The sequence below is a fragment of the Candidatus Amarolinea aalborgensis genome, from assembly GCF_900491745.1.
GTDB lineage: Bacteria > Chloroflexota > Anaerolineae > SSC4 > Amarolineaceae > Amarolinea > Amarolinea aalborgensis.
In genome coordinates, this window is record NZ_UETR01000001.1 from 269115 (window position 1) to 294444 (window position 25330).

The window sequence follows — 25330 nt, forward strand, 5'->3', positions numbered from 1 at the left end:
AGCCTGGCGCGGAGGGGTCGCCATCAAGGCCGATCATGAAACCCCTTCCGCCGCCGTCTCGCAACACCCAGGGTCAGCCAAACCAACCAAGCCAGATGCCGCGCGCCCCGGCCGACGGGCATCAATTCCTGCTCGAGCTGAGCGAGTTGTGGGCGGCGCCGGACGATGCGCGCAGCGCGCGCATGGACGGCCTGCGTCGTGCGCAGGCCTTTTTCGCGGCCGACGCCATTTGCCTGGCGCTGTACGATCATTTCAGCGGCCGCTTCGATCTCTCCGCGCGCTTGGGGCGCCACGCGTGGCCGGCCGATCTGTGGCGCCAGGTTCTGACCGATGGGCGCGCGCCGGGGCAGAGCGGTTTGCTGGCGCTGCCTGCGGCGGCTGGTGGGCAGCCGCCGATTGGCGTCTTGGCGCTGGCGCGGCCCGCGCTGCCCTTCAGCAGTCGTGAGCATCGTCTGCTGCGCCGGGTGGGCGCGTTGCTGGCGCGCGCATACGAGGCCCGACGTCTGCGCCTGCTCGTGGACGTCATGGAGGACGCCAACCGCAAAGAGCAGCCGATTGCGCTTTATCGCTTCTTGTTGGACGAACTGCAGCGTTTCATTAAATGTGATCACAGCGCCGCGCTCATCGTCCTCGATCGCGAGAACAACCGCCTCATCGTGCGCCAGGAGCTGTTCACCGAGGGCGCCGAAACAACTCGCCTGCCGCTCCCGCGTGAGATGAGCCTCGCGCCTGGCCTGGCCCAGAGCCTGACCGACGCTCACCTGGCGCGTGCGGATGCGGATCGCCCCTATGCCTTTCACCGCGCCAGCCCTGGCGCTGCCTGGCAAGGACAAACCGCGCCCTGGCTGGCGTCGGCCCTGGCCTACGGCGAGATGCCCTGGCGCAGGGGAACCAAGGGGGACTCGGCCGAGCCGAGCGTGGACGGAGAAGAGGCGCCTGCCGGGCCGCCTTCACAGGAGGGCAGCCTTCTGGCCGTGCCCCTGGTTAATAATGAAACGGTGTGGGGATTGCTCAAGCTGTCCACGCGGCGCTGCGGGTCGCCGCAGTTGCCGGCGTCTGATCAGCAGATTGTGCAGAGTTTTGCCAGCCGCCTGGCCCTGACGCTCTACCAGTCTGATCGGTTCTATCGCCGCCAGCTTGAAATGGACGCCGTGCGCGCCATTGGCGAGACCACTACGCACCCGGTGTCGCTCGAAGCCGTGTGCCAGACCACGCTCGACGCCGCGTTGAAAACCCTGAATTTGAACGTGGGGCGGGTGCAGACGCGGCTGCGCCTGGTGAACGGACAGCCGGTGCAGGTGAGCAGCATCCCCGCGCGTAACGTGATCTTGCAGCCGTTTGCAGATCTGGAAGCGGAGGTTTGGCGCGGCGCGGAGCCTGGCTTGTTCAACAACCTGCCGCCGCCGCCCATCACACCTGCGGGCAGCCGCGTCATGCGCGCCGCCCTCATCGTCCCCATCCAGTATGAGCGCGCCGTCATCGGCTTGATCAGCGTGCAATCGTCCCTGGCGGAGCGCTTTCGCCAGACGGACCTCGATTTTTTGCAAACGGTCGCGCACGAAGCCGCGCTGGCGCTCAAGACCGCGGAGTTGTATGAGCAGGTGCGGCAGCAGGCGGAAGAGCGCCAGGCGCGCCTCGCGTTGCTGCACGAACTGAGCCGGTCGCTCAACCGCCAACTCGATCTGCAGACCATCTTGCGCAGCGCGGTTGCCACTTCGCGCGCGCGTCTGCACGCGGAAACCGCCTCGATCTTCCTGCTCCAAGGCGATGTCCTGCAGCGGCAGTGCAGCGCTGGTCAGGACGATGCGCTTTTTGCCGACGAAACGTATCGCGTGGGCGAGGGCTTGACCGGCCTGGCGCGCGGGCCATCCATGCGGCTGTCCGCCGCGACATGCCCCTATCGTGCGCGTCCCGGCAACGAGCCGGCGCTGGACCGCGACCATCACGGCGCCGCGCTGGCGTCCGATCATGGCCCCGGCGCGTCGCGGGGCTTGGCCGTGGTGTGCAATCACGTCGGCGACTGCCCGCTCGTAATCGAGGCGCACCGTCTGCGTTACCAACAGATCCTGCCCAGCGGCCGTGTGCAGCACTTGATGGCCGTGCCCCTCGACGACGCCTATCACACGTTCGGCGTGCTGCGCGTGCTCAACAAACTGACGCCCGAACGCGCGCTCGATGCGGCCGGCTTCAGCGATGATGACCGCGACCTGCTTTCGACCATTGCCAGCCAGGTGGCGACCGCGATTTCCAACCTGCGCCAGACCCAGCGTCTCACCAGCATCTTCGAGGTCAACGAACTGATCAGCCAGACCCTTGACCGCGGCCAGATTGGCGATCGCATTGCCGAAATCATGACGGGGTCGTTGGGGTACAGCACGTGCACCCTGCACCTGCTGCAAGGCAACCGGCTGTCGCTCATCGCCGCGCGCGCGGGGGAGCCGATCGGCGGCTCCGCTTTGGAGATTGGCCTGGACGAAGGGGTGGTTGGACGGGTGGCGCGCGAGAACGCCTATCGTTACGTGCCTGACATTGCCGCCGAGCCAGATTTCAAGTACAAAGCGTGGGCCGCGCAGCATGGCCTGGTTTCCATGCTGTGCGTTCCGCTGCGCGTCGGCGACCGCGTCTTTGGCACCTTGTCGGTCTACACTACCTATCGTTATGAATTCAATGAAGACGAAGTGCGCGGCCTGCACACCTTTGCCACCCAGGCCGCGATGGCCATGGACAATGCGCAGCGGCAGCAGCAGCTGCTGCAGGCAAACGAGGTGCGCACCGCAGAGCTGCACAAGGCAACGCACGAGCTGCGTTCGCCGCTCGCCCAGGCCAAGAACATCACCGGCAGCCTGCTGGCGGGCAAGCTGGGCGCTCTGAGCAAAAAGCAGCAAGATCGTTTGGAAAAACTGGCAGGCTACCTTGAGCGCCAGCAGCGTCAGATTGACAAGCTGCTCCTCCTCAGCCGGCTGGAGGCGGGCGGCGACCATCCGGGCATCTCGTTCGATCCAAAACGGCTCACAGTGCGAACGCTCTTGCGCCAGGCGCAGCGCCGGGCCAACGCGCCCGCGCAGCGCAAGAAACTGCATCTGACCATCAAGCGGTTTGCCAACGCCAGCCTGGCCGTGTGGGGGGATCAGTACACCCTGGAGCAGGTGTTGGATAACCTGATCGAGAACGCGATCAAATTCACCCCTGCGGGCGGCGCGATCACCCTGGGGGGCGACACCTGGAAGGATCGCATTCGCATCACGATCAGCGATACTGGCGTCGGCATTCCAGAGGATCTGCGCCAGCGTGTGTTCGAGAAGTATTTCCAAATCACGAACACGCGCCAGGATCAAACCACGGGGCTTGGCCTGGGCCTGGCGATTTGCCAGGAGATTGTGCAGCGGCATGGCGGCGAGATCGAAATCCACGACACGCCGGGCGGCGGCGCGACGTTCATGATTTTTTTACCGGGGAATTAAGGAGCGAACATCATGCAGGGTGCACGGTTATTGGTGATAGATGACGAACCGGGCAATCGCGAGAGCCTGACCGATTGGCTTTCACCGTTGGGGTATCAGGTCAGCGAGGCAACCAGCGGCGCGGAGGGGATCAGCCTGGCGCAGACGCAGCGGCCCGACGTCATTGTCCTGGACATCCTGATGCCGGGCATGAACGGCTTTGCGGTGATCCGCGCGCTGCGCGATCATGACGCGACGCGTGATATTCCCATCGTGGTTTGGTCGGTGACCAGTGAAGACGTGAGCAATCGTGTGCACGGGCTGCGGGTTGGCGCGGACTACATTCTATTGAAGAGCAAAGACCTGCATGAGCTTGAAGAGGTGCTGCGGCTCACGTTGGGTCGCCGCAAGCTGGCGCCTGCGGCAGAATCTGGAGCGCCCGCAGCGCCGACCGCAATGTCTGCCAGCGGTCTCAGCTACGACGCGGACGAAGTGACCGTCTACCGGGACGGCGTGCGGCTCAACGTCGAGCTGACGCCCAACGAGGCGGGCCTGATGCGCTGTTTGTGGGAACATCGCAACCGCCTGACGACGCGTGACGACATTGCCGCCAGCGTCTACAGCGATGCGCAGAATCGCGAAGGCGTCAGCAATGAAGCCATGGATCGCCTCGTAGGGCGCCTGCGGCAGAAGATCGAGCCAGACATCAAGGCGCCGCGTTACATCCAGACCGTGCGCGGCCATGGCTACCGTTTGGTGCCGAGTGGGCAGCTTCTCACCAGCGCGGACAATGGACAGATGCTGACCAGCGCGGACATGTGAGCATCCCGTGGGGGATGCGCGCCGGCCGCCAAGCACATGTACGGTCAGCACGGTGGCCCAGGTTGCCTTTGAGCCGCAGCGGGGGATGCGCGCCGGCCGCCAAGCACATGCACGGTCAGCACGGTGGCCCAGGTTGCCCTTGAGCCGCGGCGGGAGATGCGCGCCAGTCGCCAAGTAAATGCAGGCTGTTCGTTTCCTCCTTGTCAAACAGGTGTCAGGAGTTGCGACGGTTGGTCAGGGTATACTAAGGCCAGAACGGCAGCACAGCCTCCCTGCCGCCGAGTTCATCAGAACGATTCTTGTCTGGTTGACAGAAAGAGGTGTTCAGATGGCCGGCATCTTGGTCGTGTTCATGATCGTTGTGGTCGTTGGATTGGCCTTTCGGGGCGATCCACCGACAGACTCGTCCCTGTACATCCCGTTACAGATCCCCGTGGCGCAAGCGCCTCAACGTGATGCGGGGGCCATTTGGGCCGCCCTCATCTTGATCCTGATCCTGTTGATCACCTTATTTGGCCTGCTGCGGCCGCTGTTCGGCTAAAAGGAGTACATCATGGAAACATTTCTCCTGCTGGCGGTTGGCTTGGGATTCATCGTCTTGGTTTGGTCGGCCCTGGGCGGCGGCCGCGGCGCCGTGGCTCCCGATCCCAGCACGCGCGAGCCTGCGCATGACGTGGGCAGCCTGCTCCTGATCATCATCCTGGTCAGCGTCGCAGTCTATCTGATGCAGCAAATTCCTCAGTAGGTTCGTTAGCCGGTCAGGCGCGCAGCGCCTGGCCGGCTGTTTTTTTGCCCTGGGCGCGTACCAACGATTTGGGTTGTACAAGCACAATGAATCGTAAAAGATGAGAGACTTTTGAGAGTAAGATGGAAAACATCTGAGGCGCTTTTGTGTTATAGTGAGAGCAGAAAATGGTTGCCATCATAGAAGACTAGCAACAAGAGCACACGGAGCGCGATGATGAGCATCAAGCACTTAAGCGTGAGCGAATTACGGCTGAACATTCGGGATATCCTTGAGGGCGTAAAATTCCGCAACGAGCGTTATGTCATCGTCACCTACGGGCGACCGATGGCCGTCGTGGTCAACATCGAGGAATGGGAGCGGGTGAGCGGGGAGGCCGCGATCAGCCAGCCGGTGTTTAGCGACAGCCCCCCGCAGACCGAGTGATGGTGGCGCGTCGTGGGGGTCATGTGATGAAGATCATAGGCAGCGCGACCAACTTGTACTGTCACTGTTCGCAGTGACCGCTGTGTATAGCATAATTTGGTCATGCCAGCAGTGGCCCCGGCCGAATCCGAAGAACCGTAAGAAACGCGCTGCACTGACCTGCAATGACGCGACCCCCAGAGGGTGTATGTCGGCATGTCACCACGCCTTTGTTCGCTGCGCCCACTGTGTCGTGCGTACCGGTGTGGGTCATGTGACAAAGATCATACACAATGAAGCTGACTTGGATTAGTTTGTAATCTATATTATCATCTGAGTCTGCGCCTTCAGCTTTGCTAGGTGGCCGCTTCTATCTCGGTTTCCCATGCGCAGGGCCGGGGTGTATTTGCCCAAGATACCGGGCACAGCGGGGAATGCAGACAGATGACGCCGGTCAGGAGTCCGGCTGTAGTAATCCTCTTCAGAATGTTGAGTTCAATCGGCGTTCTGGCGAACTCATCCTGGACGTTGCAACTGCAATTGTAGGCCTCACATTCTTGCGCGCCACTGATAAGGCGTGGTGATTGGTTGGGCGTTGGGTGAAGAGCAAAGTCGCTCCATCAACCCTGAGGATAGCGCCTGTATTCAGACCGCCTGGCAGTGCTAACTGACGGACAAGTTCAGGACTGTCTATCTGAATCGTGGAAAGAAGGAGAGTTATTTCCTTGTCGCCCGCTGAAACGTTGATAGTGGTATTAGTGGTTGTGATCTTGCTGCTCTTCCTATCGGTGTTGTTGGTCGTTCTCAGGTTGAAGCGAACGGCCAGGGGCCCGAGCAAGGTTACTCCAGCTACGCCGATCCCCAGCCAATTGGGCTCACCGGTGGTGGCCCCTGCCCCAATTACTCACTATCTCCTAGACGTCAGTGGTGCTCGGTTTGATAAACCAATACCCCTGACTCCAAAGGGATTAACGATTGGGCGTGCCGCTGACAATGATGTGGCCCTGATTGATGAGGTTATGGTGTCGCGGCATCATGCCGAGATCGTACAACGGGGCGACCAATACGTCATACGCGATCTTGAAAGCGCAAACGGCACCTGGATCAACGGTAAGCGTATTTCTGAGCACACCTTGAGTTTGGGGAATCAGATTCGGTTGGGCAACCTTGAACTGGTATTCTCAAATACTCCAGTTTGGCATTCGCTTTTGGGGTCTTCGCCAGTTGTCGCACAAGAACCACAAGCAAGAATCGCCTATACTGGCGTCTATTTTGATGAATTTCTCTTGGAACAACTGATTGGAGAAGGGGGCATGGCCAGAGTGTTCAGGGCGCGAGCGCCTGATGGTAGCGTCGTGGCTCTGAAGATTTTGCACTCTGCGGACCCCTATCTCATACAGAAGTTTAGGACAGAGGGTAACGATATTGGCCCGCTCTTGCGCGGCCACCCCAACATCGCAACCGTCTACGATTTCCGGCGCAGTCCCAATGGTGAGCTATACATCGTTGAAGAATACATAGATGGTATGTCATTAAGGCAACGGCTACATGCCGGCCCCGTAAGCGAGGCAGACACTATCGCGATCATGCAACAGGTATCCAGCGCCTTGGGTTTTGCTCATTCACGCAACATTGTGCATCGCGACGTGAAGCCCGAGAACATACTCATCGCAGCGACGAATCGCGTCAAAGTGGTGGATTTTGGAATTGCACGTATTACCTCGACCCTTACGATTACCAAGGGTAAGTTGATTGGCACGCCAGAATATATGTCACCCGAGCAGGCAAAAGGTGATGAGGTTCTCCCGCCCAGCGACGTGTATTCATTAGGAGTCGTGATCTATGAGATGTTGACTGGAACGGTTCCATTTCCGATGGTATCTCGCCCTGGGGCTGACTACTGGTCCGGCGCTCTTCATGTTCTAGATCAGCACTTGCGCGCTACGCCAGTTCCATTGCGTAACAAGGTGCCTACGATATCACCCGGTCTCGACATGGTTGCCGCGAAGTGTTTGGAAAAGTCCTCGGAGCGGCGATTCGCCAACGGGATAGAACTGGCTTCTGCTCTGGGCGTTACGGTATCTAGAATGACCCCCGCAAAGGCCCCGACGAATGACACTCGAGCAACACACTCCATCTCGGTGCTGAGGGGGCTCTTCACAGGCAGGGCGTGGCCTCTCATGAATGAGCTGATCATTGGTCGGAATGAGATTAATCCAGATGACGTGAGCCTCTCACGCAGGCATATTAGACTCGAAGTCACAGGGGGCAGAATATGGCTCCATGATCTTTCCGTGAACGGCACATGGGTGAACAAAGTCCGCGTTTCCGGAAAAGTTGAGCTCAAGCCGGGAGATCAGATTTTTATCAGCGACTGCGTTTTGCAGATAAACACGCTCACAGCAATGCGGCAATCGTCGCCGTGACAGGTCACAAATTTCACGTAGGAGGATATGAAACATGAATCCGCAAGTATCACCCAATCCCCCTGGCGGCTCAGACAATGACCCAACCATTTTGGGCAACACACCGATGTACAATTCTCCCATAGCGGCAACACCGTTCACACCTGCCGTGAACCCGGAACAACCCACCCCGCGCCCTGGGCAACCAGCTGGTTGGGGACCTCCTCCACTCAACCGAGAGAGCGCCTCAACCCAGATCATCCCTTCATTTCGATCACCTCCCGCATTCGCCTGGTTTGTGGTCATTGAAGCCCCTGATCAGCGGCTTGTGGGCGAGATTTTCAAAGTCAACGTCGGCGTTACCGGCATCGGACGCACGACTGGAAATGACATTGTTCTTCCAGATGTCGCCTGTTCTTCCCAACATGCCAGGGTGCGGGTAGAGGAACAAGAGGGTGGAGAGAAGAGATTCGTCTTGCATGACCTCGCAAGTACGAACGGCACCTACGTCGGCGACAAGGATTCGTATCGTGAAGATAGCAGCCGTGTCTACCACCGTGCGCTGCAAGATGGCGACTATGTGTTAATCGGCGAAACTACGCTCGTGTTCAAGCGCATTTGACCGTTGGGGGATACCATGAAAACTGCGTCGTTCGTCATCATCCTTCTTTGTTGCCTGCTTGCTCTGCCATCCCTGACGTTTGGGCAGAGCAACGGCAGCGTGAATGTAAAGCCACCATATATCAAAGATTATCCGCAGATGAGCACTATCGTTGGTGTGCTCGATGGAAATGGGATTCCTGTTCCCAGCCTTCCCCCAGATGCATTTGAAATTGTCGAGGATGGCCGTACGTCTTTTCCACCGAGCGCAGTTGAGGAACGAGTAAACCCAGACGCCCAGGTCTCGGTTGCTCTCTCCATTGATCTGAGCGGAACGATGCAGGGTCAACCGATTGCCGCGGCGCAACAAGCCTCTCGGGTGCTGCTCAATGCCTTGCTGGAAAAGGATCGTGATGCGGATCGTGTCGCGTTTTTTGGCATCACCCGTCAAGTGCAGCCCGATGACCCTCCCATTGATAATCCCCAGGCGCCAGAGGTGCCTTTTGGGAACGATAAGAACAAAGTACTGAACACCATCAATTATCTGCCCCCCAATCCAGCCACACGCCCGACGCCGCTTTGGGATTCTCTGCTCCGCATGGTCAAGATCACGTCGGCCCAAAGCGGCATGCGCGCAATCATTATCATTACCGATGGTGTGGATGTCGTCAGCGTCTTCAAGATCGAAGATGTCATTGGCGAAGCCAATCGCGCCAACATTCCTATCTTTCCCATCGGCCTGAGCAAGAACAAGATAAACGAAGATGCCCTTCAGCGTCTTGCCAACCGCACCGGGGGTATTTTTCGTATTGCACCCAGCCCCGACGAGTTTTCAGGATTGTTCACTCAGGTGCTCAACCAGCTCAAACTGGAATATCAACTGAGCTATCAAGCGCGCGTTGACCGAGATAGCAACCCCCACAGTCTCTTGGTTGCGGTCCGCGCCCCGCGCATTGGCCGGATCTACTCTGAAGTGAAGTACACGTTTGAAGTCACACCCACACCAGCGACGCCAACAACCACACCAAAGCCTACTAGCCCAGGTCCGACGGACACCCCACAGCCCACACCTACACCTCCTCCACCAGGCTTGATTGACAAATTGTTGATCTTTGTCAAGGAGAATCCTCTACCTGCAGCCCTCATTGGAATTGCGGCGCTGCTGTTGATCGTTCTCCTGGTCTTGATCATCTTGTGGGCAAGACGCCGCCGGGCGCCGCAGGCCGAAGAGGCTGATTTTCTCACCAATTGGCCTTCTGGGGGCACGTCGGCTCCCTCCAACCCGGTGATGAGCCCGCCGACATCTCCGGACGTTGGCAACATGGCGCGAACGGTTGGCTCACCTCCGGTTTCCGGTTTACCACCGACGCAGTTACCGGGCGGACTCCCAGGCCGGACGCCCATCATGCCGCCCGCTCCAGCAGCAGGGCAGACCGTTGCCATTCCACGGGTAAAACCTCCAAAACACGTCGCGATGTTGGTTGACCGCAAGAACCCATCGCGCCAGTTCACCCTGCTGCAGAGCACATCGGTGGGAAGAGCGAGTGAGAATGCCGTCTCCCTGGCTGATAACACGACGGTTTCGCGAAATCATGCCCGTATCTGGCTTGATGGCGACTTGTTCAAGGTTCATGATCTAGACAGCTCGAACGGAACTTACGTCAATGCAACCCGTATCCAAGAACCGCAGGTTCTCAAGGATGGCGACGTAGTTCGCTTTGGTGAGCTCGAGTTCATTTTCAAGCAGTTGTCGTGAGTAACCCTATGCAGTTCACCGTTCTGTCAGGCCCGGATGCCGGGCGTACGCTGGTCATTCGAGGGAATCAAGGAGTCATCGGCCGCGGCCCTGACAAGGAATTTCCTCTCTCAGACCCGCGCGTCTCGCGCGCCCATGCTGTTGTCGAAAACAGCGGCAGTGGGAGTACGGTGCGAGACCTGGGGAGCACCCATGGGGTCTACCTGCGAGGAGCCCGTTTGGAGGTTGGCATCCCTGTCGCCTTGCAGCCAGGAGACGAACTGCGATTGGGAGACACGGTTCTTCGCTACGATGGCAGGGCTACGCAGGATCAGGTTGGCCCAGATTCTGGATCAAGTCAGCCGGTGAGGCGTCTTGCGGAAGGGAGAAGTCAACGTTTACTGGCTTTGGCAGCCGTCGCCGCGCTGACCTTCATCGTCGTGGTGGTTGTGCTTGCCTTCGCATCAGGTCGGCTGTTCACGTCAACCTCGCAGCCTGATGCTGTGGGGTTGACGACAGCGGCTGCGGCCACGCGGCCACAGACGGCTACCGCCACGATCATGCCGGCCATTGTCTTTCTGACACCGACCACCGCGGCTGTTGCTTCCACCGTAACGCCGGCCGTGCGTGAGCGTAATACGCCGGCGACTGATCCGCCAACGATGGAGCTGACTCCTGGCAGTCTACCACGGACGCCGACGCCCTCTGAGCCCCCGCGGCCCGGGAACCCACAAGCGGAACAAATCCCGCAGGCTGTCGCTCGACTGTTCCCGGGCGTTCCTCCCGCCGAGCTGCCCCAGGCGATCATGAATGCTGCTCGTAATGGAGAACTGTCGCCTGACCAAATTCGATCTGTCTTGAACGCGTTATTTCCTGGCGTGTCATCCCGTGATCTACCGCGGGCAATTGTGCGGGCATTCCCCTCAATTCCCATACAAGACCTGCGACAGCTGTTGGACCAGGCATTTGCGGGCCAGGGGCTGACTATTCCATCCGTTCCTCCGCTCAGTGGAACGATCTATGTGGGGGTGTTTGGGGATGGGAAATATCAGATTATCGAAGTAAACACCCAGAATAACACGCGGCAAATTCTGATTGACAACGCCAGTGAACCGGCCCTATCTCCTGACCACACGTGGCTCGCCTACTACTCCTGGCGCAGTGATGCACGTGGGTTGCGTCTGCGCCACCTGGTTACTGGAGCAGATAACCCATTGACGGACAGGGCGCAAGATGCTTATCCATCTTGGTCTCCTAACCAGGATCGTTTGGCGCTGCATGACAGCGAGGATGGAACGGTTTTGACCATCAATCGCGACGGAACGGACCGCCGCGTCGTTGGCAAGGGTGAGTTTGCGTCATGGTCTCCGCGCGGGGATGAGATTGCTTACAAAGGTTGCCTGTCAGGGGGCGATTGTGGTATTATCCTGGTGAGGCCGGATGGCGCCCAACGTCAGCGCCTCACAACCAATGCCAATGATGGACAGCCCGCCTGGTCGCCTGATGGAAATTCTCTCACCTTTGTTTCAAATCGAGATGGAAATTGGGAGATCTACGCCATCAACCGTGACGGCAGTTGGCTCAGGCGGATTACATCAGACGCAGCGACCGACGGGCTGCCAGAATTCGCACCGGACGGTTTGCGTATCGCATTTCGCTCTGACCGCCAGGGGGCGTGGGCGGTTTGGGTCGCGTTAGGATTGGGCGGACCTGCTATCAAACTGTTCGATGCTAATGCCGGACCGACATGGCAATACGAAAAAATTGCGTGGCGATAGGGTCTTTTTGATCTTGGTCTGAATCATGAACAATCTGGTCGGCCAGCAGCTTGGCAAATACAGGATCCAGAAATTTCTGGGGCATGGCGGCACAGGCGACGTTTACAAGGCCTTGGATGAAGACCTGCGTCGCGACGTGGCGATCAAGGTCCTGGATACCGGTTTATTGCTAGATCAGGAATCGGTCAGGGTCTTTCACGCGTCTGCTGCTATCGCGGCTGATTTGCATCACGCCAACATCATCACGATACATGATGTCGGCGAACAGCAGGGTCTGCACTACATTGTGATGGCCTACCTGCAGGGTGTCACCCTGGACGTATGGCTCAGAAAGAACAAACGTATGACCGTGCACCAGGCGGCGCGTGTGTTGCGTCAACTCGGCGATGCTCTGACCTATGCGCATAAGCGAGGGGTGATTCATTGCGACATCAAGCCATCCAACATCATGCTCAGCAAGGATGGACATGTCACCATTCTCGATTTCGGTATGGCTCAGACCAGGAAAGCAGGACGCAACCTTAAGAACACCGGGGCCACCCCCGCCTATATGTCGCCTGACCAGGCCCTGGACCGCTCTCTCGACCCTCGCACCGATGTCTATTCCCTGGGCGTAGTTCTGTATGAGCTTCTTTCTGGGCAGGTGCCTTTTGCGCGTGTCGAACCTGTGGCTGCCGCGTATGCGCATGTCCATGAGCGCCCGCTTTCGATCAAGAATCTGCCTGAGGCGGTCAATCAAGTTGTGCTCAAGGCCCTGGAGAAATCACCGGAGAAGCGTTTTCAGAGCGCTGCTGAACTGGCAGCTGCGTTCGAACAAGCCGTTGGGCAAAATACCCAACTATTCCAACTCGGCCGCCCGCTAATGTTGATAGGTTCCACGGTCGTTCTTATCATCGTGGCCCTGGTGTTCATCAGCCTGCGGATCATCGAACCTCCACCGCCAACGCCGACCCCAGTCCAAACGACGGGCGCGCCGACGCCTGAGACGCCAACCGGAGCAGTCTCACCCACGGTGATACGTGAGGAGACGCCGCCAACTGCAATCAAGACGCCGTCCCCAACGCCAGGAATTACTTCGACGTTGGCCCCGCCTCCGGTCACGAAGGCGCCGCCAATCCCAACTGTGGAGCAGACGCCGCCAGCAACGGCAACGCCGACCCAGCCCCCTGTATCTGCACCCCGGCCGGTTGCGCCTGGAGCAGGGATGACAGCGCGGGGCCGCACGACGTTTCGCTGGACCTATGATGGCCCGCCATTGGCAGACAATCAGGCCTTCGAGGTGCGAATTGTCTGGGATCTTGGATCCCCTGGTCATGATGGCGCTGCCAGCCCGGTCAGGGCAACCGAGATCACGATTGACCTGGACCAGGTCAACGTGGTGCGGGCGCATGGCGCTGGCCCCTATTATTGGACGGTTGCCGTGATTCAAGTAGAACCGTATGCGGCGATTGGGCCTGAGGCGCCGCTGCAGCGGTTGATGATTGATGTCAACTCAGAGAATAGGAATTGATTCCGCCTGGCGCGGTTTTCGCGGCTGGACGCTACTATGTGCGTATTCAGCGCGTGACCGGACACAGCCAGACTCAACCCTACGCGCTGCTGGCGATTTATCGCTGAGGCTGTTTCGCACGCGATCAAGGCTACGGTTCAATCAGAGGAGAGCGCATGAACAAGCAATCATCTTCGCCTGGAAACCAATCCCCTACTTCGAGCGGCTCGATGCCACGCGCGGCGCCAGGTCCATCGAAGACACAGGCGCCTGCCGCCACGACCAACGCGGCCTCTGGCGCGACAGCCGCCGCGCGACCGCTGATCCTGCACGCGGTCAAGGCCACGAGTGTGGGACGCGCGCGTGATCACCAAGAGGACATGGTTGAAATCTTCGCGCCTCCGGACAACACGCCCCAGGCGCAGAAGGGTCAACTGTTGATCGTGGCCGACGGCATGGGCGGACACAACGCGGGCGAGGTGGCCAGCCAGATGGCCGTGACCACGATCCGCGATGTCTTCTATGCCGACCCGGGACCTGACCTGACCGCCAGCCTGCGCAACGCGATGTTGGCCGCGAACGACGCCATCTTCAACCACTCACTCCAGCATGCGGGCCAGGCCGGCATGGGCACCACCGCGGTCGTCATGGCCGTGCGCCAGAATGTGGTGCTCATTTCCAGCGTCGGCGACAGTCGCGTCTATGTCCTGCGCAACGGCAAGCTGACGCAGGTAACCACCGATCACTCGTGGGTGGAGGAGCAGGTGCGCGCGGGCGTGCTCACGCCCGAACTGGCGCGCGTGCACCCCCAACGCAACATCATCACGCGCGCGCTGGGCACCACGCAGAAAGCGCAGCCCGACTTCTTCGACGGCGCGTTGAGCGAGGGGGATGTCTTTCTGCTCTGCTCGGACGGCTTGAACACGCACGTCAACGATGCGCAGATCCAGGAAGTCCTGCTGACGATGCCATCCCTGGAGCAGGGGGCCAATCGCCTGATTGACCTGGCGAATGAGGGCGGCGGTTCGGACAACATCAGCGTGATTGTCGCGCGCGTCGAGCCGGCCAACGCGGGCAGAGCGGCGCTCGCGGCGCCCGCCGGCGCAGCCAAACCACGGGGCAGGCGGCCGCTGCCCCTGGTGATGGGAGTCCTTGGCTCCTTGATCGGGGTCGCGCTGGTGGCTTTCTTCGTGGTGCGCTGGCTGACGGCGGGGCCGCAAACTCCCACGCCGACTGTCGTCGTCCTGACGACGACGGCGGCCCCTGTCGTCACGACCCCGCCCGTGGCAGATGTCACCCCCAGCGCAACGTCCACCGCCGCGACCGCGACCGAGGCACCAACCGCGTCCCCTGATGGGAGTCCCACCTCAACCATCGCGCCGCCACCCACTACCGCGGCGCCGCCACCCTCCCACACCCCGACACCTTTCCGCGGCGGCACTGCTGTGGTTCCTCCAATTGGATCTCCCACCCGGAATCCGACGCCATTACCCGCGCCTGTGCCGATTACGCCTCAGGAGAGAGACGATGTCAAAGGTAGGACCAGGTTTGCCTGGGATTACGCCGGGCCGTTACAGCCCGACCAGGCGTTCGAGGTGCGCATCTGGAAGGAAGGCCAAGATCACCTGGGTGCAGATGCGGCGACGACCGCCAAAGAACAGATGATTGATCTGGACTTCGCGCCTGGTATCACGAATTACAAGAACGCGACCGGGGAGTACCTGTGGGCTGTAGCGGTGATCGAAAAGGCAACGGGCGTAGCGATCAGCCGCGAGTCTGAGCTGCGCCACTTCACCTATACACCGCGTCCGGACTGCGTGGGGGGATGTGGTAGGTAATGATCTCAATGTCTAGCAGTATGCGCATGCGTAGAATTCAACGGGTCACTGCCTTATTCGGATCTGCTCTGCTGCTAACCTTCTTTTTGATCTCGCTTCCACGGACAATGTCGGCGCGCACGGAAAGCGCCGACGCAACGATCAATCTGACGCCAGAGGCCGATACCTACGTGGCAGCGGGACGCCCCAGCGAGAACTTCGCGGCGCGTCGCAATTTTTGGGTTGGCTACAACGAGACGGATGGCTACCTGGTGGAGCGCAGCCTGCTGCGTTTCAACATTGGTTCGATCCCGCGCGGCAGCCTGATCCAAACCGCCAGTCTGCAGCTCTATCTAGGGGGCACCACGCCTGGCGCGGCACCGATGACGGTGGCGGCGCATCGCATCATCAGCGATTCCTGGTCCGAAGCCATCACCTGGAATCAACATCTGCGGCTGACCCTGGACATTGCGCCCGCAATCACGACGACAGTGGGTACTCGGTTCGACTGGTACAGGTGGAATTTGACGTCGCTGGTGCAGAGCGCGCACACGACTGGGCAGAGCGAGATCAGCCTGCTGCTGCGCGGGGATGAGACCGCCGGGCAGCACGAGCGTGCGTTCTGGTCGCGCGACTGCAGCGCCAGCGACTGCGGCAGCCCGCCGGGGCTGCGGCCCAAGCTGGTCATTCAGTACCTGCCGCCGACGGCGTTGCCGACCGCGGCGCCGACCCATACGCCCATGCCAATCCTGGTTCGTGGTACGTCAACCCCAACATCAACCATCACCCCGACACCCACGCGGACACCGACCATTACGCAGACGCCAACGCCCACACGTACTCCTACTCCCACGCCGACGTCCACGCGTACGCCCACCGTCACGCCGACGGCAACCAGTACCCCGACGCCCACGATCACGCCAACGCCGACGATTACTCCGACGCCGACCATGACGTGGACGCCCACGATTACGCCGACGGCCTCGCCGACGCCGACGGCGACCTGGACCCCGACGAGCACTGGGACGCCCACGAGCACGCCGACGGCCACGGCGACGGACACGCCTGTCCCTGGGGCCACGCATACCCCCACTCCCACGGTGACGCCGACCGTGACCCCCACCGTGACGCCGACGAACAGCCCGACGCCGACGCGCACCTCGACGGGGACGCCCACGAGCACCTCGACGAACACGCCGACGGCGACGCCGACCACGGCGCCGAATGCGCAGGTCTACCGGGGCAGTGTGCGCCGCGTGGATGGAACGCCGGTGGCCGGCTTCACCTATGTGCAGTTGTGGGGTTCCAACGACGCCACGGCACGCAGCGTGTTCCTGGGGAACGCCAGCAGCGACAGCAGCGGCAGCTTCAGCCTGAGCGCGCCGCCCACGCCGCCGGCCTATGGGTACTACTTCATCTACCTCTCTCCGGCCGGCAGCAGCGCGGGGCTGTATGCGCCGGTCGCGGCGACGCCTGGGCCGGGGGGCGTGGTGACGGGTACGCAGACGATTCGCTTTGGCGCGGGCGGCGGTGTGCACGATGGCAACATCTTCATCGTCATTCAGAACACGCCCACGCCAACGCCGACCAGCACGCCCACGCCGACCAACACCGCGACTCGGACACCAACGGCGACGCATACGCCAACCAACACCCCGACGATCACTCCGACGCACACGCCAACCAACACCCCGACGATCACCCCAACGGCGACGCCCAACACGGCGGATCTGGCGGTGACGAAGTCGGCGTTTCCGTCTCCCACCGTGCTGCCCAACAGCAATCTGGTGTATACCATCCAGGTGCGCAACCTGGGCTGGTTGACGGCGACGAACGTCACGGTCACCGACACCCTGCCGCCGGGCGTGACCTACCAGAGCAACCAGCCAGGGGAGTTCACGTGCAGCCACCTGGGCGGGCCGGAACGCGTGGTGTGCACCCTGGCCAGTCTGCCGATGGGCGACGTTTGGCGCACGATCCTGATCAACACCGTGGTGAACCCGGACGCGACTGGCACGCTGACGAATATCGTGGTCGTGAGCAGCAGCCTGGCCGACCCGAACCAGGGCAACAACCAGGCCATCGTGGGCGTCACGGTTGCGACGCCTACCCCGACGAGCACCCCGACGATCACGCCAACCAACACCCCAACGCGCACGCCGACTGCGACGAATACGCCGAAGGGGATGAGACAAAGGCCGCCCCGCGGGCTGGCGACCGCAACCCCCTTCCCGCGTGAGGGTGGGGCGCTGCGACCGGTATCACTCCGGCCGGCAGAATCACCGGCGCTGGCCTGGCGTTGAATGGCGGGAGCATTTCAATTGCGGAGCATAGTCCATGCAGGAGGATGTGACAGATGATTACCACGCCCAGGAGAACGCCCATGTGGAGAATTCGGTACGCGCTTATCTTGTCTGGCGCTGCTCTGCTGCTAACCGTCCTTTTCGTCTTGCCATCAAGGATCATGGCTGCGCGCTCGGAAAGCGCCGACGCATCAGTCAACCTGACGCCGGCGGCCGACACCTACGTGGCAGCGGGACGGCCCAACGAAGCATTTGCAGTACGCCGTAATTTTTGGGTTGGATATAACGAGTCGGATGGCTACCTGGTGGAACGTAGCCTGCTGCGTTTCGACCTCCGCGGCATCCCGCGCGGCAGCCTGATCCAAACCGCCACTCTGCACCTCTACCTGGGGGCCACGACGCCAGGCACGGCGTCGATGCCGATTGGGGTGTACCGCATCAACAGCAGCAGTTGGGCCGAAACCATCACTTGGATCCAGCATCTGCAGCTTTCGTGGAACGCGACGCCGGCGGCGACGACGACGGTGGGCGGCCAATTTACCTGGTATTCGTGGGACTTGAAGGACTTGGTGCAGAGCGCCAACACGGCCGGGCAGGACGAACTGAGCCTGCTCTTGCGCGGGGACGAGAGCGTCGGGCAGCATGAGCGTGCGTTCTGGTCGAAAGACTGCAGCGCCAGCGACTGCGGCAGTCCGCCGGGGCTGCGGCCGAAACTGGAGATTCAGTACCTGTCGCCGACGCCCACGCCCACCGCGACTCCCACGAAAACCCCGACGCCGACCAAGACGCCAACGCTAACAAAGACGCCAACTGTCACACCGACGCCCACGATCACCCGAACGCCCACCATCACCCCAACGCCGCCGGATATCTATTTGCCCAGCGTCGGTCGCATCATGACATGGACGCCGACGCCGACGCGCACTCCCACCCCGACGCCGACGCGGACGCCTACGAACACGCCGACCGCCTCACCGACGCCGACGGCGACCTGGACCCCGACGAGCACTGGGACGCCCACGAGCACGCCGACGGCCACCGCGACGGACACGCCTGTCCCCGGCGCTACTCATACCAATACCCCCACCGTAACGCCGACCGTAACCCACACCCATACGCCAACGATCACCCAGACGCCAACGAGTACGCCGACCGACAAAACGACACCGCCCACCCCTACCCCTACCCTAAGCGCGACCCCGACGCCAACTGCGACCCCCACGACTGCGCCAAATGCGCAGGTCTACCAGGGCAGCGTGCGCCGCGTGGATGGGACGCCGGTGGCCGGCTTCACCTATGTGCAGTTGTGGGGTTCCAATGTTGACAACGTGCGCAGCGTGTTCCTGGGGAACGCCAGCAGCGACAGCAGCGGCAGCTTCAGCCTGAGCGCGCCGCCCACGCCGCCGGCCTATGGGTACTATTTCATCTACCTCTCTCCGGCCGGCAGCAGCGAGGGGGTGTATGCGCCCTACGCGGCGACGGCCGGGCCGGGCGGCGTGGTGACGGGCACGCAGACGATTCGCTTTGGCGCGGGCGGCGGTGTGCACGATGGCAACATCTTCATCGTCATTCAGAACACGCCGACGGCGACGCCGACCAACACCCCGACCAACACGCCGACGAACACGCCGACCAACACGCCGACGAACACCCCGACAAACACGCCGACGAAGACGCCCACCAACACCCCGACAAACACGCCGACAAACACCCCAACGAACACGCCGACCAACACGCCGACGAACACCCCGACCAACACCCCGACGGCGACGCCCAACACGGCGGATCTGGCGGTGACGAAGTCGGCGTTTCCGTCTCCCACCGTGCTGCCCAACAGCAACCTGGTGTATACCATCCAGGTGCGCAACCTGGGCTGGTTGACGGCAACGAACGTGTTGGTTACCGACACTCTGCCGCCGGGCGTGACCTACCAGAGCCATCAGCAAGGGGAGTTTACGTGCAGCCACCTGGGCGGGCCGGAACGCGTGGTGTGCACCCTGGCCAGTCTGCCAGCGGGCGACGTTTGGCGCACGATCCTGATCAACACCGTGGTGAACCCGGACGCGACTGGCACGCTGACGAACATCGTGGTCGTGAGCAGCAGCCTGGCCGACCCGAACCAGGGCAACAACCAGGCCATCGTGGGCGTCACGGTGGCGACGCTTACCCCGACGCCAACGATCACGCCGACGATCACGCCGACCAAGACGCCGAGACCGGGGATCGCGCCGAGCCGTCCAGCGACCGCGACGCCGTTTCCCCGTGGGGGAGGGACGCTGGGACCGCTGTGGCCCCGGCCCACACAATCGCCGTGGTTGGTCTGGCGCTGAACGGCCATCTGTTTGTCTGGTGGGCAGGGGCGCGCGCAGGCCCCAGACAGGCAGCCCCTGCCCATCGGCCCTCTGTGTTGCGAATATCTGTCCGGGGCCAGTCAAGGAGAAGGGATCATGGTCATCGTTACGCCGTCCGGCCAGTCCTATACGCTGCGCCAGGGCAACAATGTCATCGGTCGCGATCCTGGGTGCGACCTGCGCCTGGATGTAGAGCGCGTGTCGCGCCGCCATGCCGTCATCGCCTGGGATGGCCGCCGCGCGCTCATTCACGATCTGAACAGCACCAACGGCACCTTTGTCAATGGTCGCCGCCTGGAGCCGAACCGCCCTGTCGAGTTTGGAGTGGGCGACCGTTTGGAGTTGGGCGGCCCGGAGGGGCGGCTCGACACGGGCGCGGTCTCCGGGCCAGCGTCGGCCCTACCGGCGGACCTGGCGCTGCCTGAACTCCCTCCCGATCTCACGCCTGCGCCGCAGCGCTTGCCGGCCTGGCTGCCGGTGGGCGTTGGCGGCCTGGTGGTTCTCCTGGGGCTGGCGCTGTTCCTGCTCTTGCGACCACCGCCGGCCGCACAACCGACGCCTGTGGCGCCCCCCGCGGTGACGCCAACATCCACGGCGCCCGCGGTGGTCATTCCTCCCGCCACACCGGCCGGTGTGGCGACGCCTACGCTCGTGGCCGTGCCCACCGTGCCGCCTGCGCCCGGCGTTGGCGCGGGCGCCGGGGCCGGCGCGGGCGGTGTGCAGCCGCCGACCGGGCTGCAGCCGCCGGCTGGTCTGCCTGCGGGTATGAATCAAGCGCCGCCCATCAATCCAACGACCATGCCTGAGCTGGTGAAGGGCATCCTGCAGGAGTTTATGCCGGGCGGCCTGCCGCTCACGCCGGCGCTGCCTGGGGGAACCCCCTTGCCGGGCGTCATTGGCACGCTGCTGCCCCCCGGCGGCCTGCCTGGTTTGCCCGGCGGAGGCGTGGCGCCGCCCGCCGCCAAGCGCCATGGCCCGGTGATCCTGAAAGCGCCGGCGAATGGCGCCAGTTACCAGGGAGAGGGCGCCAACCTCGTGTTGGAATGGCAACCGGTCAACGATCTGGCGGCCAACGAGTACTACCGGGTCATGATTTTCTATCCCGTCAACGGCCGCGAACAGGCGGGCGGCGCCTGGCTCAAGGGCGCTACCTATCGCCCGCCGGCCTGGTTCCTGACGCAGCACAACGGTCGGTTCGAATGGCAGGTGGTCATCATCGAAGCCACGGGGCCTGTGGAACGAAACGGCCGTCCTGGGGATACGGTCAGCGAACCGAGCGAGCGCCGCTGGTTCAACTGGTCGCTGGAACCCGGCAGCGCACAGCCAACCGATACGCCGACGCCGGTGTTTCAAGGCTGACGTGAAAATCGGCCGCGGATGCACACAGATTGGCACAGATAGTCTGTTGTCATTTCTCATTGTGCGCCCAGCGCATGGGTAACTGACTTGGCAATCCTGGCTCGCCAGGTGCGACTGGCTCACACAAAGACACCAAGACACAAAGAAGCTCTTGACGCCTTGGTGGCTTTGTGTGAGGGTTGACCTGAAAATAACCCGGTACTGCAATCCGCCGGATTGCGGCGCCACAGAGGCAAGCCGGCGGCTTGCGCACCATTTTCATCCGTGGTTGTGCGCTCAGCGCATGGGAGCTGGCTTGCAGATGCGCTGTCCAACCGTAGGTCACGCCTCCGGCGGGACGACGCCATCTACGACACATCACGCTTTCCTGCGCCAGGCCTGCAAGCCAGCGGCTTACGTCATACGTGGATCTCTAACTTTGCTGTGAGGGCATGGACGCCATAATGCAGTCCGCCTGTGCCAGACGCAGTGGCGAGAGTACGACTTTTATGAGTCAAAGTCATTGGGTAAACAGATGGTACGGTATGGGAGGCATCCTGCTGTTTGCAGCGGTGTTGGCTTTGGTTTTGCCCTCCACGGCGCACGCTGATGGATTCATTGATTTTGAGAATGGAACAGACCAACAGACGATTCAGTCCACCATTCCTGGACTGCGCTTCACCACAACCGCCAATTATGATTGGATTTACGGAGATTGGCGCACCGGGGATTACAACGGCCCCTACCCTCATGGAGCGTACACCAGCAACGGCAACTTCTTCGCCTGGCTAGGACCTAACCAGGGCTACGGGCGCATTGACTTTACGGCGGGATGTGGCACGTACATGCAGGTTTACGTGAGCAGCCTGGCCGGGCTTCACATGGATGCCTATTATCCCGATAACACCCTGGCTGCGACCGCGTTCGTCAATGGTAATCTCTTCACGGGTCAACTGGCCCGGCTGCGTGTTGATGCACCAGCGGGCGATTGTTTTACCTATGTGATTCTCCATGACACCGGCAATTTCTGGCTGATTGATGACCTGAGCACGGATGCGGCTGGCGTACCTGCCACTCGCCCCCCAGTGATTGTCCTGCCGGGTCTCATGGGTTCCAGGCTCGATGTACACAATACGTGTAGCAATGAAACTTGGGAAGTGTGGCCTGCAGCCGCAGTGATGCTCGTCTCCCCATTCGATGGTCATCTCGCCAGCCTGAAATTGCAGAGAGATGGGTTGAGGCCGGCAAATCCCTGTGAGCAGATTGTCGCGCATCGCACCGCCACGGGAAGTACAGAAAATGCCGCGATCTTACGGGTAGGTCCTGACTTGCACATAGGTCCGTTACCGTTTGAGTTTTACGCTCCGCTGATTGACTCTTTGCGCGTGAAAGGTTATGACGTTTTTCCCTATGGTTACGATTGGCGTATCAACCTGCGCCGCATTGCAGACCAGCCATCCTCTACCGACGACCTCGATGGTTTCATCAATCAGGTGTTAGCGTCAACGGGAGCTCATAAGGTCAATATCGTGGCTCATAGCCTGGGGGGCCTACTGGCAAGATATTACGTCACATCCGATCCAGCGCGGGCAGCCAAAGTGGAGCAAATCATCTCGCTTGGAACACCCTACCTGGGAGCACCCAAATCGTTACGTGTTCTGAGGTGGGGCGACACAGGAGAACCGGGTTGGCTTTGGGGCGCAATTGGCCTTTATTCACCTATGGTACGCGATATTTCACAAAACGCACCCGCCATGTACCAGATACTTCCGACGTTCAACTACTTCCTTGTCAACAACTTCCCTGCCAACAATCGCAGTTACTATACGTTCGATGGCGTGGCAAGATCGTGGCCACAGATGCAGTCTCTTCTGCGAACTGAGCATAATGATGGCTTGGCCGCCGATGCAGAAGCCTTTCATAATGCAGCAATGGACGATTGGCGAAGTTCTTCATTGAGTACGGCGTATCGTTTGATTGTTGGCAGCGGTAAATCTGATACACCGGCTGTTCTGCATGAGAAGACTCTCTTCGAGTGGAATGGATTTCGTGTGATCACCTGGGACATGGAGAATACGAACGGCGATGGCACGGTGCCCCTTCCCAGCGCGGCATTGAGAGGAAGTGGTCGTGATTTTTCGGGAAACGCGCCAACGTGGTACACGCAAGGGTTGAATCATCTCCAATTGGTCAAGGAACCGTATGTCCTCGACTTCGTCGCGGCCATTCTGGCCACGCCGCCAACTGCTGCGGATGATCCTTCCTTTGCAATTCCTGCCTCACCGAGCTACAGCGCGTCCGCGCCCTCGATCTTCAGCGGCGACAAGAGCCGTTTTCGGCAACGTTCCCCATACGACGCGACGCCTCCTGTGCCCCCGCAAATGGGGCTGACACCCTTCGCGGTGAATGGAGTGCAAGCCGTAGTCGTTGGCAATAGCCATGTCCACCTCTATGATTCAGCCGGTAATCATACTGGCCCGACGCCGGACGGACTGCTTGAAATCGAGGTGCCAGGCAGCGACTACGTCCAACTTGGCGCCACGTCGTTGGTGTCGTTTCCAGCTAACGGGGTTTTTCGCATCGAGATCGAGTCGTCGGGCGCGCAGCAGGTTGATCTCAAGGTGCGCAGGCTGCAGGGACTAGATGCCGATTTGACTCAACGCACGATCACCTATGCTGACGCTCCTGTCGGCGTGACAGGCACTGCCAGACTGATCTACGACCCAACCAACTCTGGAACAGCCCCTGGTCTGACTATTGATCAAGACGGCGACGGTACGCCAGATTTGACCATGCCGCCCACCGGCGACGTGGGCGCGGATGGCAGCCGTGACACTGTGGCCCCACAGATCAATGTGCAGCTCACCGGTCAGCGAACAACCTATGGCTGGTATGTGGGCCAGGTTGTGGTGACAGCCGTTGTGACCGACGAGAGCAGCGGGGTATCAACGATCAAATACTCTGTCAATAATGGCGCGGATGTTTTGCCATACACCGCTTCATTCACCGTTCAAGCCGAACAGGTGCAGAAGGTTGTATTTCAAGCTACGGATAGGGCGGGCAACCGGGCATCGGTCGTCGCTCACGTGGGGCCGTCGCGATCCTTTGTTTCTTATGCCTTCCCAGTATCTCCAGCGCCGCCTTCTGCCTGGCGCCAGGGCGCGGGCATGAACGGACGCACGGTGTATGATCTGGCGGGCGCGGCCAGCGCGTGCTCCACCCTCTTTGCCGCCACGGATCAGGGGCTATTCCGGTCCACCGACCGCGGGGCCAACTGGGCCAACGTGTTCTTGCCCACCATGCCGGCTGAGGCTGCCTCCCCACCCTTCGAGGACGCGCCCGTGCCGCCGGACGCCGCGCTGATGCCGGCTGTGGCCGTCTGCGCGGGCAACCCGCAGGTCGCGTACGCCACCAGTTGGGGCGGCGGCGTCTACCGTTCCGACAATGGCGGCGGCGCCTGGCGGCCGGCCAGCAACGGCCTGGGCGATCGCTACCTGTACGACCTGGCGGTGCACCCCAGCGACTGCAACACGGTCTACGCGGCCACCAACGCCACGGGCGTCTTCAAGACCACCGATGGCGGCGCTTCCTGGCAGCCGCGCAGCAGCGGGCTGGGCAATCTGGCCACACGCGTGCTCACCCTGGCGCCCGGCGCGGGGCAGCGGCTCTACGTGGGAACGACCGCCGGCGTCTACCGCAGCGACAACGCCGGGGGTTCCTGGGCCGCCGCCGCCAGCCTGCCAGGCGGCGCGGTTTGGGCCTTGAGCGTGGCGCCCAACCAGGCCGATACTGTCTACGCCGGCCTGGAGAGCGGCGGCGTCTACAAATCCACCAACGCCGGCGCCTCCTGGCAGCCGGCCAACACCAACCTCGGTTTCAGCAAAGTGCGCACCTTGCTCGTGGATCCACTCAACGCGCAGATGGTGTACGCGGGCAACGACCTGGGCCGCGGCGTCTATCGCAGCAGCGATGGCGGCGCCGCGTGGAGCGAGTTCAACGCCGGCCTGGGCAATCGCAATGTCAAGGTCCTTTGGCAAGATGGCGGCGCGTGTCATGCCCTCTATGCCGGCGCGGCGAACGGCGCGTGGACTTATAGGTGAAT

The 25330-nt window shown here is 61.4% G+C and carries 15 protein-coding genes; all 15 read left to right on the forward strand.

Features of this window, described 5'->3' with window-relative positions:
• Window positions 1–35: 35 nt before the first annotated feature.
• A complete protein-coding gene (locus ACPQ6D_RS01120; protein ID WP_423222441.1) occupies window positions 36–3461 on the forward strand; it encodes a GAF domain-containing protein in 3426 nt (1141 codons plus the stop codon).
• Between the two features lie 12 nt (window positions 3462–3473).
• On the forward strand, window positions 3474–4262 hold the full coding sequence (locus ACPQ6D_RS01125) for a response regulator transcription factor (protein ID WP_423222442.1): 789 nt from the start codon (window positions 3474–3476) through the stop codon (window positions 4260–4262).
• 328 nt (window positions 4263–4590) lie between these two features.
• Window positions 4591–4803: a hypothetical protein gene (locus ACPQ6D_RS01130; RefSeq protein ID WP_423222443.1), complete on the forward strand. Its 213-nt coding sequence runs from the start codon at window positions 4591–4593 to the stop codon at window positions 4801–4803.
• 12 nt (window positions 4804–4815) lie between these two features.
• Window positions 4816–5007, forward strand: a complete 192-nt coding sequence (locus tag ACPQ6D_RS01135; RefSeq protein ID WP_423222444.1) for a hypothetical protein — start codon at window positions 4816–4818, stop codon at window positions 5005–5007.
• Between the two features lie 237 nt (window positions 5008–5244).
• Window positions 5245–5433 carry a type II toxin-antitoxin system prevent-host-death family antitoxin gene (locus tag ACPQ6D_RS01140; protein ID WP_423222445.1) on the forward strand — a complete coding sequence of 63 codons (189 nt, stop codon included), beginning with the start codon at window positions 5245–5247 and terminating at the stop codon, window positions 5431–5433.
• 704 nt (window positions 5434–6137) lie between these two features.
• Window positions 6138–7838: a protein kinase domain-containing protein gene (locus ACPQ6D_RS01145; RefSeq protein WP_423222446.1), complete on the forward strand. Its 1701-nt coding sequence runs from the start codon at window positions 6138–6140 to the stop codon at window positions 7836–7838.
• A 34-nt stretch (window positions 7839–7872) separates the two neighbouring features.
• Window positions 7873–8439, forward strand: coding sequence for an FHA domain-containing protein (locus ACPQ6D_RS01150; RefSeq protein WP_423222447.1), 567 nt, complete (start codon window positions 7873–7875; stop codon window positions 8437–8439).
• A gap of 15 nt (window positions 8440–8454) precedes the next feature.
• Window positions 8455–10173 carry an FHA domain-containing protein gene (locus tag ACPQ6D_RS01155; RefSeq protein WP_423222448.1) on the forward strand — a complete coding sequence of 573 codons (1719 nt, stop codon included), beginning with the start codon at window positions 8455–8457 and terminating at the stop codon, window positions 10171–10173.
• Window positions 10170–11930 (forward strand): FHA domain-containing protein, encoded by a 1761-nt coding sequence (locus tag ACPQ6D_RS01160; RefSeq protein ID WP_423222449.1) that lies wholly within the window; start codon window positions 10170–10172, stop codon window positions 11928–11930. Before ACPQ6D_RS01155 ends, ACPQ6D_RS01160 begins: the two co-directional genes overlap by 4 nt.
• Window positions 11931–11955: 25 nt before the next feature.
• Window positions 11956–13440, forward strand: a complete 1485-nt coding sequence (locus ACPQ6D_RS01165; RefSeq protein ID WP_423222450.1) for a serine/threonine-protein kinase — start codon at window positions 11956–11958, stop codon at window positions 13438–13440.
• Window positions 13441–13595: 155 nt separating this feature from the next.
• Window positions 13596–15257 (forward strand): Stp1/IreP family PP2C-type Ser/Thr phosphatase, encoded by a 1662-nt coding sequence (locus ACPQ6D_RS01170; protein WP_423222451.1) that lies wholly within the window; start codon window positions 13596–13598, stop codon window positions 15255–15257.
• Window positions 15258–15283: 26 nt separating this feature from the next.
• Complete coding sequence (locus ACPQ6D_RS01175; protein ID WP_423222452.1) at window positions 15284–17539, forward strand: DNRLRE domain-containing protein; 2256 nt, start codon at window positions 15284–15286, stop codon at window positions 17537–17539.
• A gap of 80 nt (window positions 17540–17619) precedes the next feature.
• The gene (locus ACPQ6D_RS01180; protein ID WP_423222453.1) at window positions 17620–19869 is read left to right on the forward strand and encodes a DNRLRE domain-containing protein; all 2250 of its coding nucleotides are present in this window, start codon (window positions 17620–17622) and stop codon (window positions 19867–19869) included.
• A 117-nt stretch (window positions 19870–19986) separates the two neighbouring features.
• Window positions 19987–21249, forward strand: coding sequence for an FHA domain-containing protein (locus ACPQ6D_RS01185; RefSeq protein WP_423222454.1), 1263 nt, complete (start codon window positions 19987–19989; stop codon window positions 21247–21249).
• Window positions 21250–21773: 524 nt separating this feature from the next.
• Entirely contained in the window at window positions 21774–25328 is a 3555-nt protein-coding gene (locus ACPQ6D_RS01190; RefSeq protein ID WP_423222455.1) for an alpha/beta fold hydrolase, read from the forward strand.
• The last annotated feature ends 2 nt before the right edge of the window (window positions 25329–25330 follow it).

What these genes read in the sequence shown, in the direction of transcription:
- ACPQ6D_RS01125 (WP_423222442.1), top strand. Translation starts at nt 3,474, where the DNA reads ATGCAGGGTGCACGGTTATTGGTGATAGATGACGAACCGGGCAATCGC.
- ACPQ6D_RS01130 (WP_423222443.1), top strand. Translation starts at nt 4,591, where the DNA reads ATGGCCGGCATCTTGGTCGTGTTCATGATCGTTGTGGTCGTTGGATTG.
- ACPQ6D_RS01170 (WP_423222451.1), top strand. Translation starts at nt 13,596, where the DNA reads ATGAACAAGCAATCATCTTCGCCTGGAAACCAATCCCCTACTTCGAGC.
- ACPQ6D_RS01155 (WP_423222448.1), top strand. Translation starts at nt 8,455, where the DNA reads ATGAAAACTGCGTCGTTCGTCATCATCCTTCTTTGTTGCCTGCTTGCT.
- ACPQ6D_RS01180 (WP_423222453.1), top strand. Translation starts at nt 17,620, where the DNA reads ATGTGGAGAATTCGGTACGCGCTTATCTTGTCTGGCGCTGCTCTGCTG.
- ACPQ6D_RS01135 (WP_423222444.1), top strand. Translation starts at nt 4,816, where the DNA reads ATGGAAACATTTCTCCTGCTGGCGGTTGGCTTGGGATTCATCGTCTTG.
- ACPQ6D_RS01185 (WP_423222454.1), top strand. Translation starts at nt 19,987, where the DNA reads ATGGTCATCGTTACGCCGTCCGGCCAGTCCTATACGCTGCGCCAGGGC.
- ACPQ6D_RS01150 (WP_423222447.1), top strand. Translation starts at nt 7,873, where the DNA reads ATGAATCCGCAAGTATCACCCAATCCCCCTGGCGGCTCAGACAATGAC.
- ACPQ6D_RS01175 (WP_423222452.1), top strand. Translation starts at nt 15,284, where the DNA reads ATGCGTAGAATTCAACGGGTCACTGCCTTATTCGGATCTGCTCTGCTG.
- ACPQ6D_RS01190 (WP_423222455.1), top strand. Translation starts at nt 21,774, where the DNA reads ATGGGAGGCATCCTGCTGTTTGCAGCGGTGTTGGCTTTGGTTTTGCCC.
- ACPQ6D_RS01120 (WP_423222441.1), top strand. Translation starts at nt 36, where the DNA reads ATGAAACCCCTTCCGCCGCCGTCTCGCAACACCCAGGGTCAGCCAAAC.
- ACPQ6D_RS01165 (WP_423222450.1), top strand. Translation starts at nt 11,956, where the DNA reads ATGAACAATCTGGTCGGCCAGCAGCTTGGCAAATACAGGATCCAGAAA.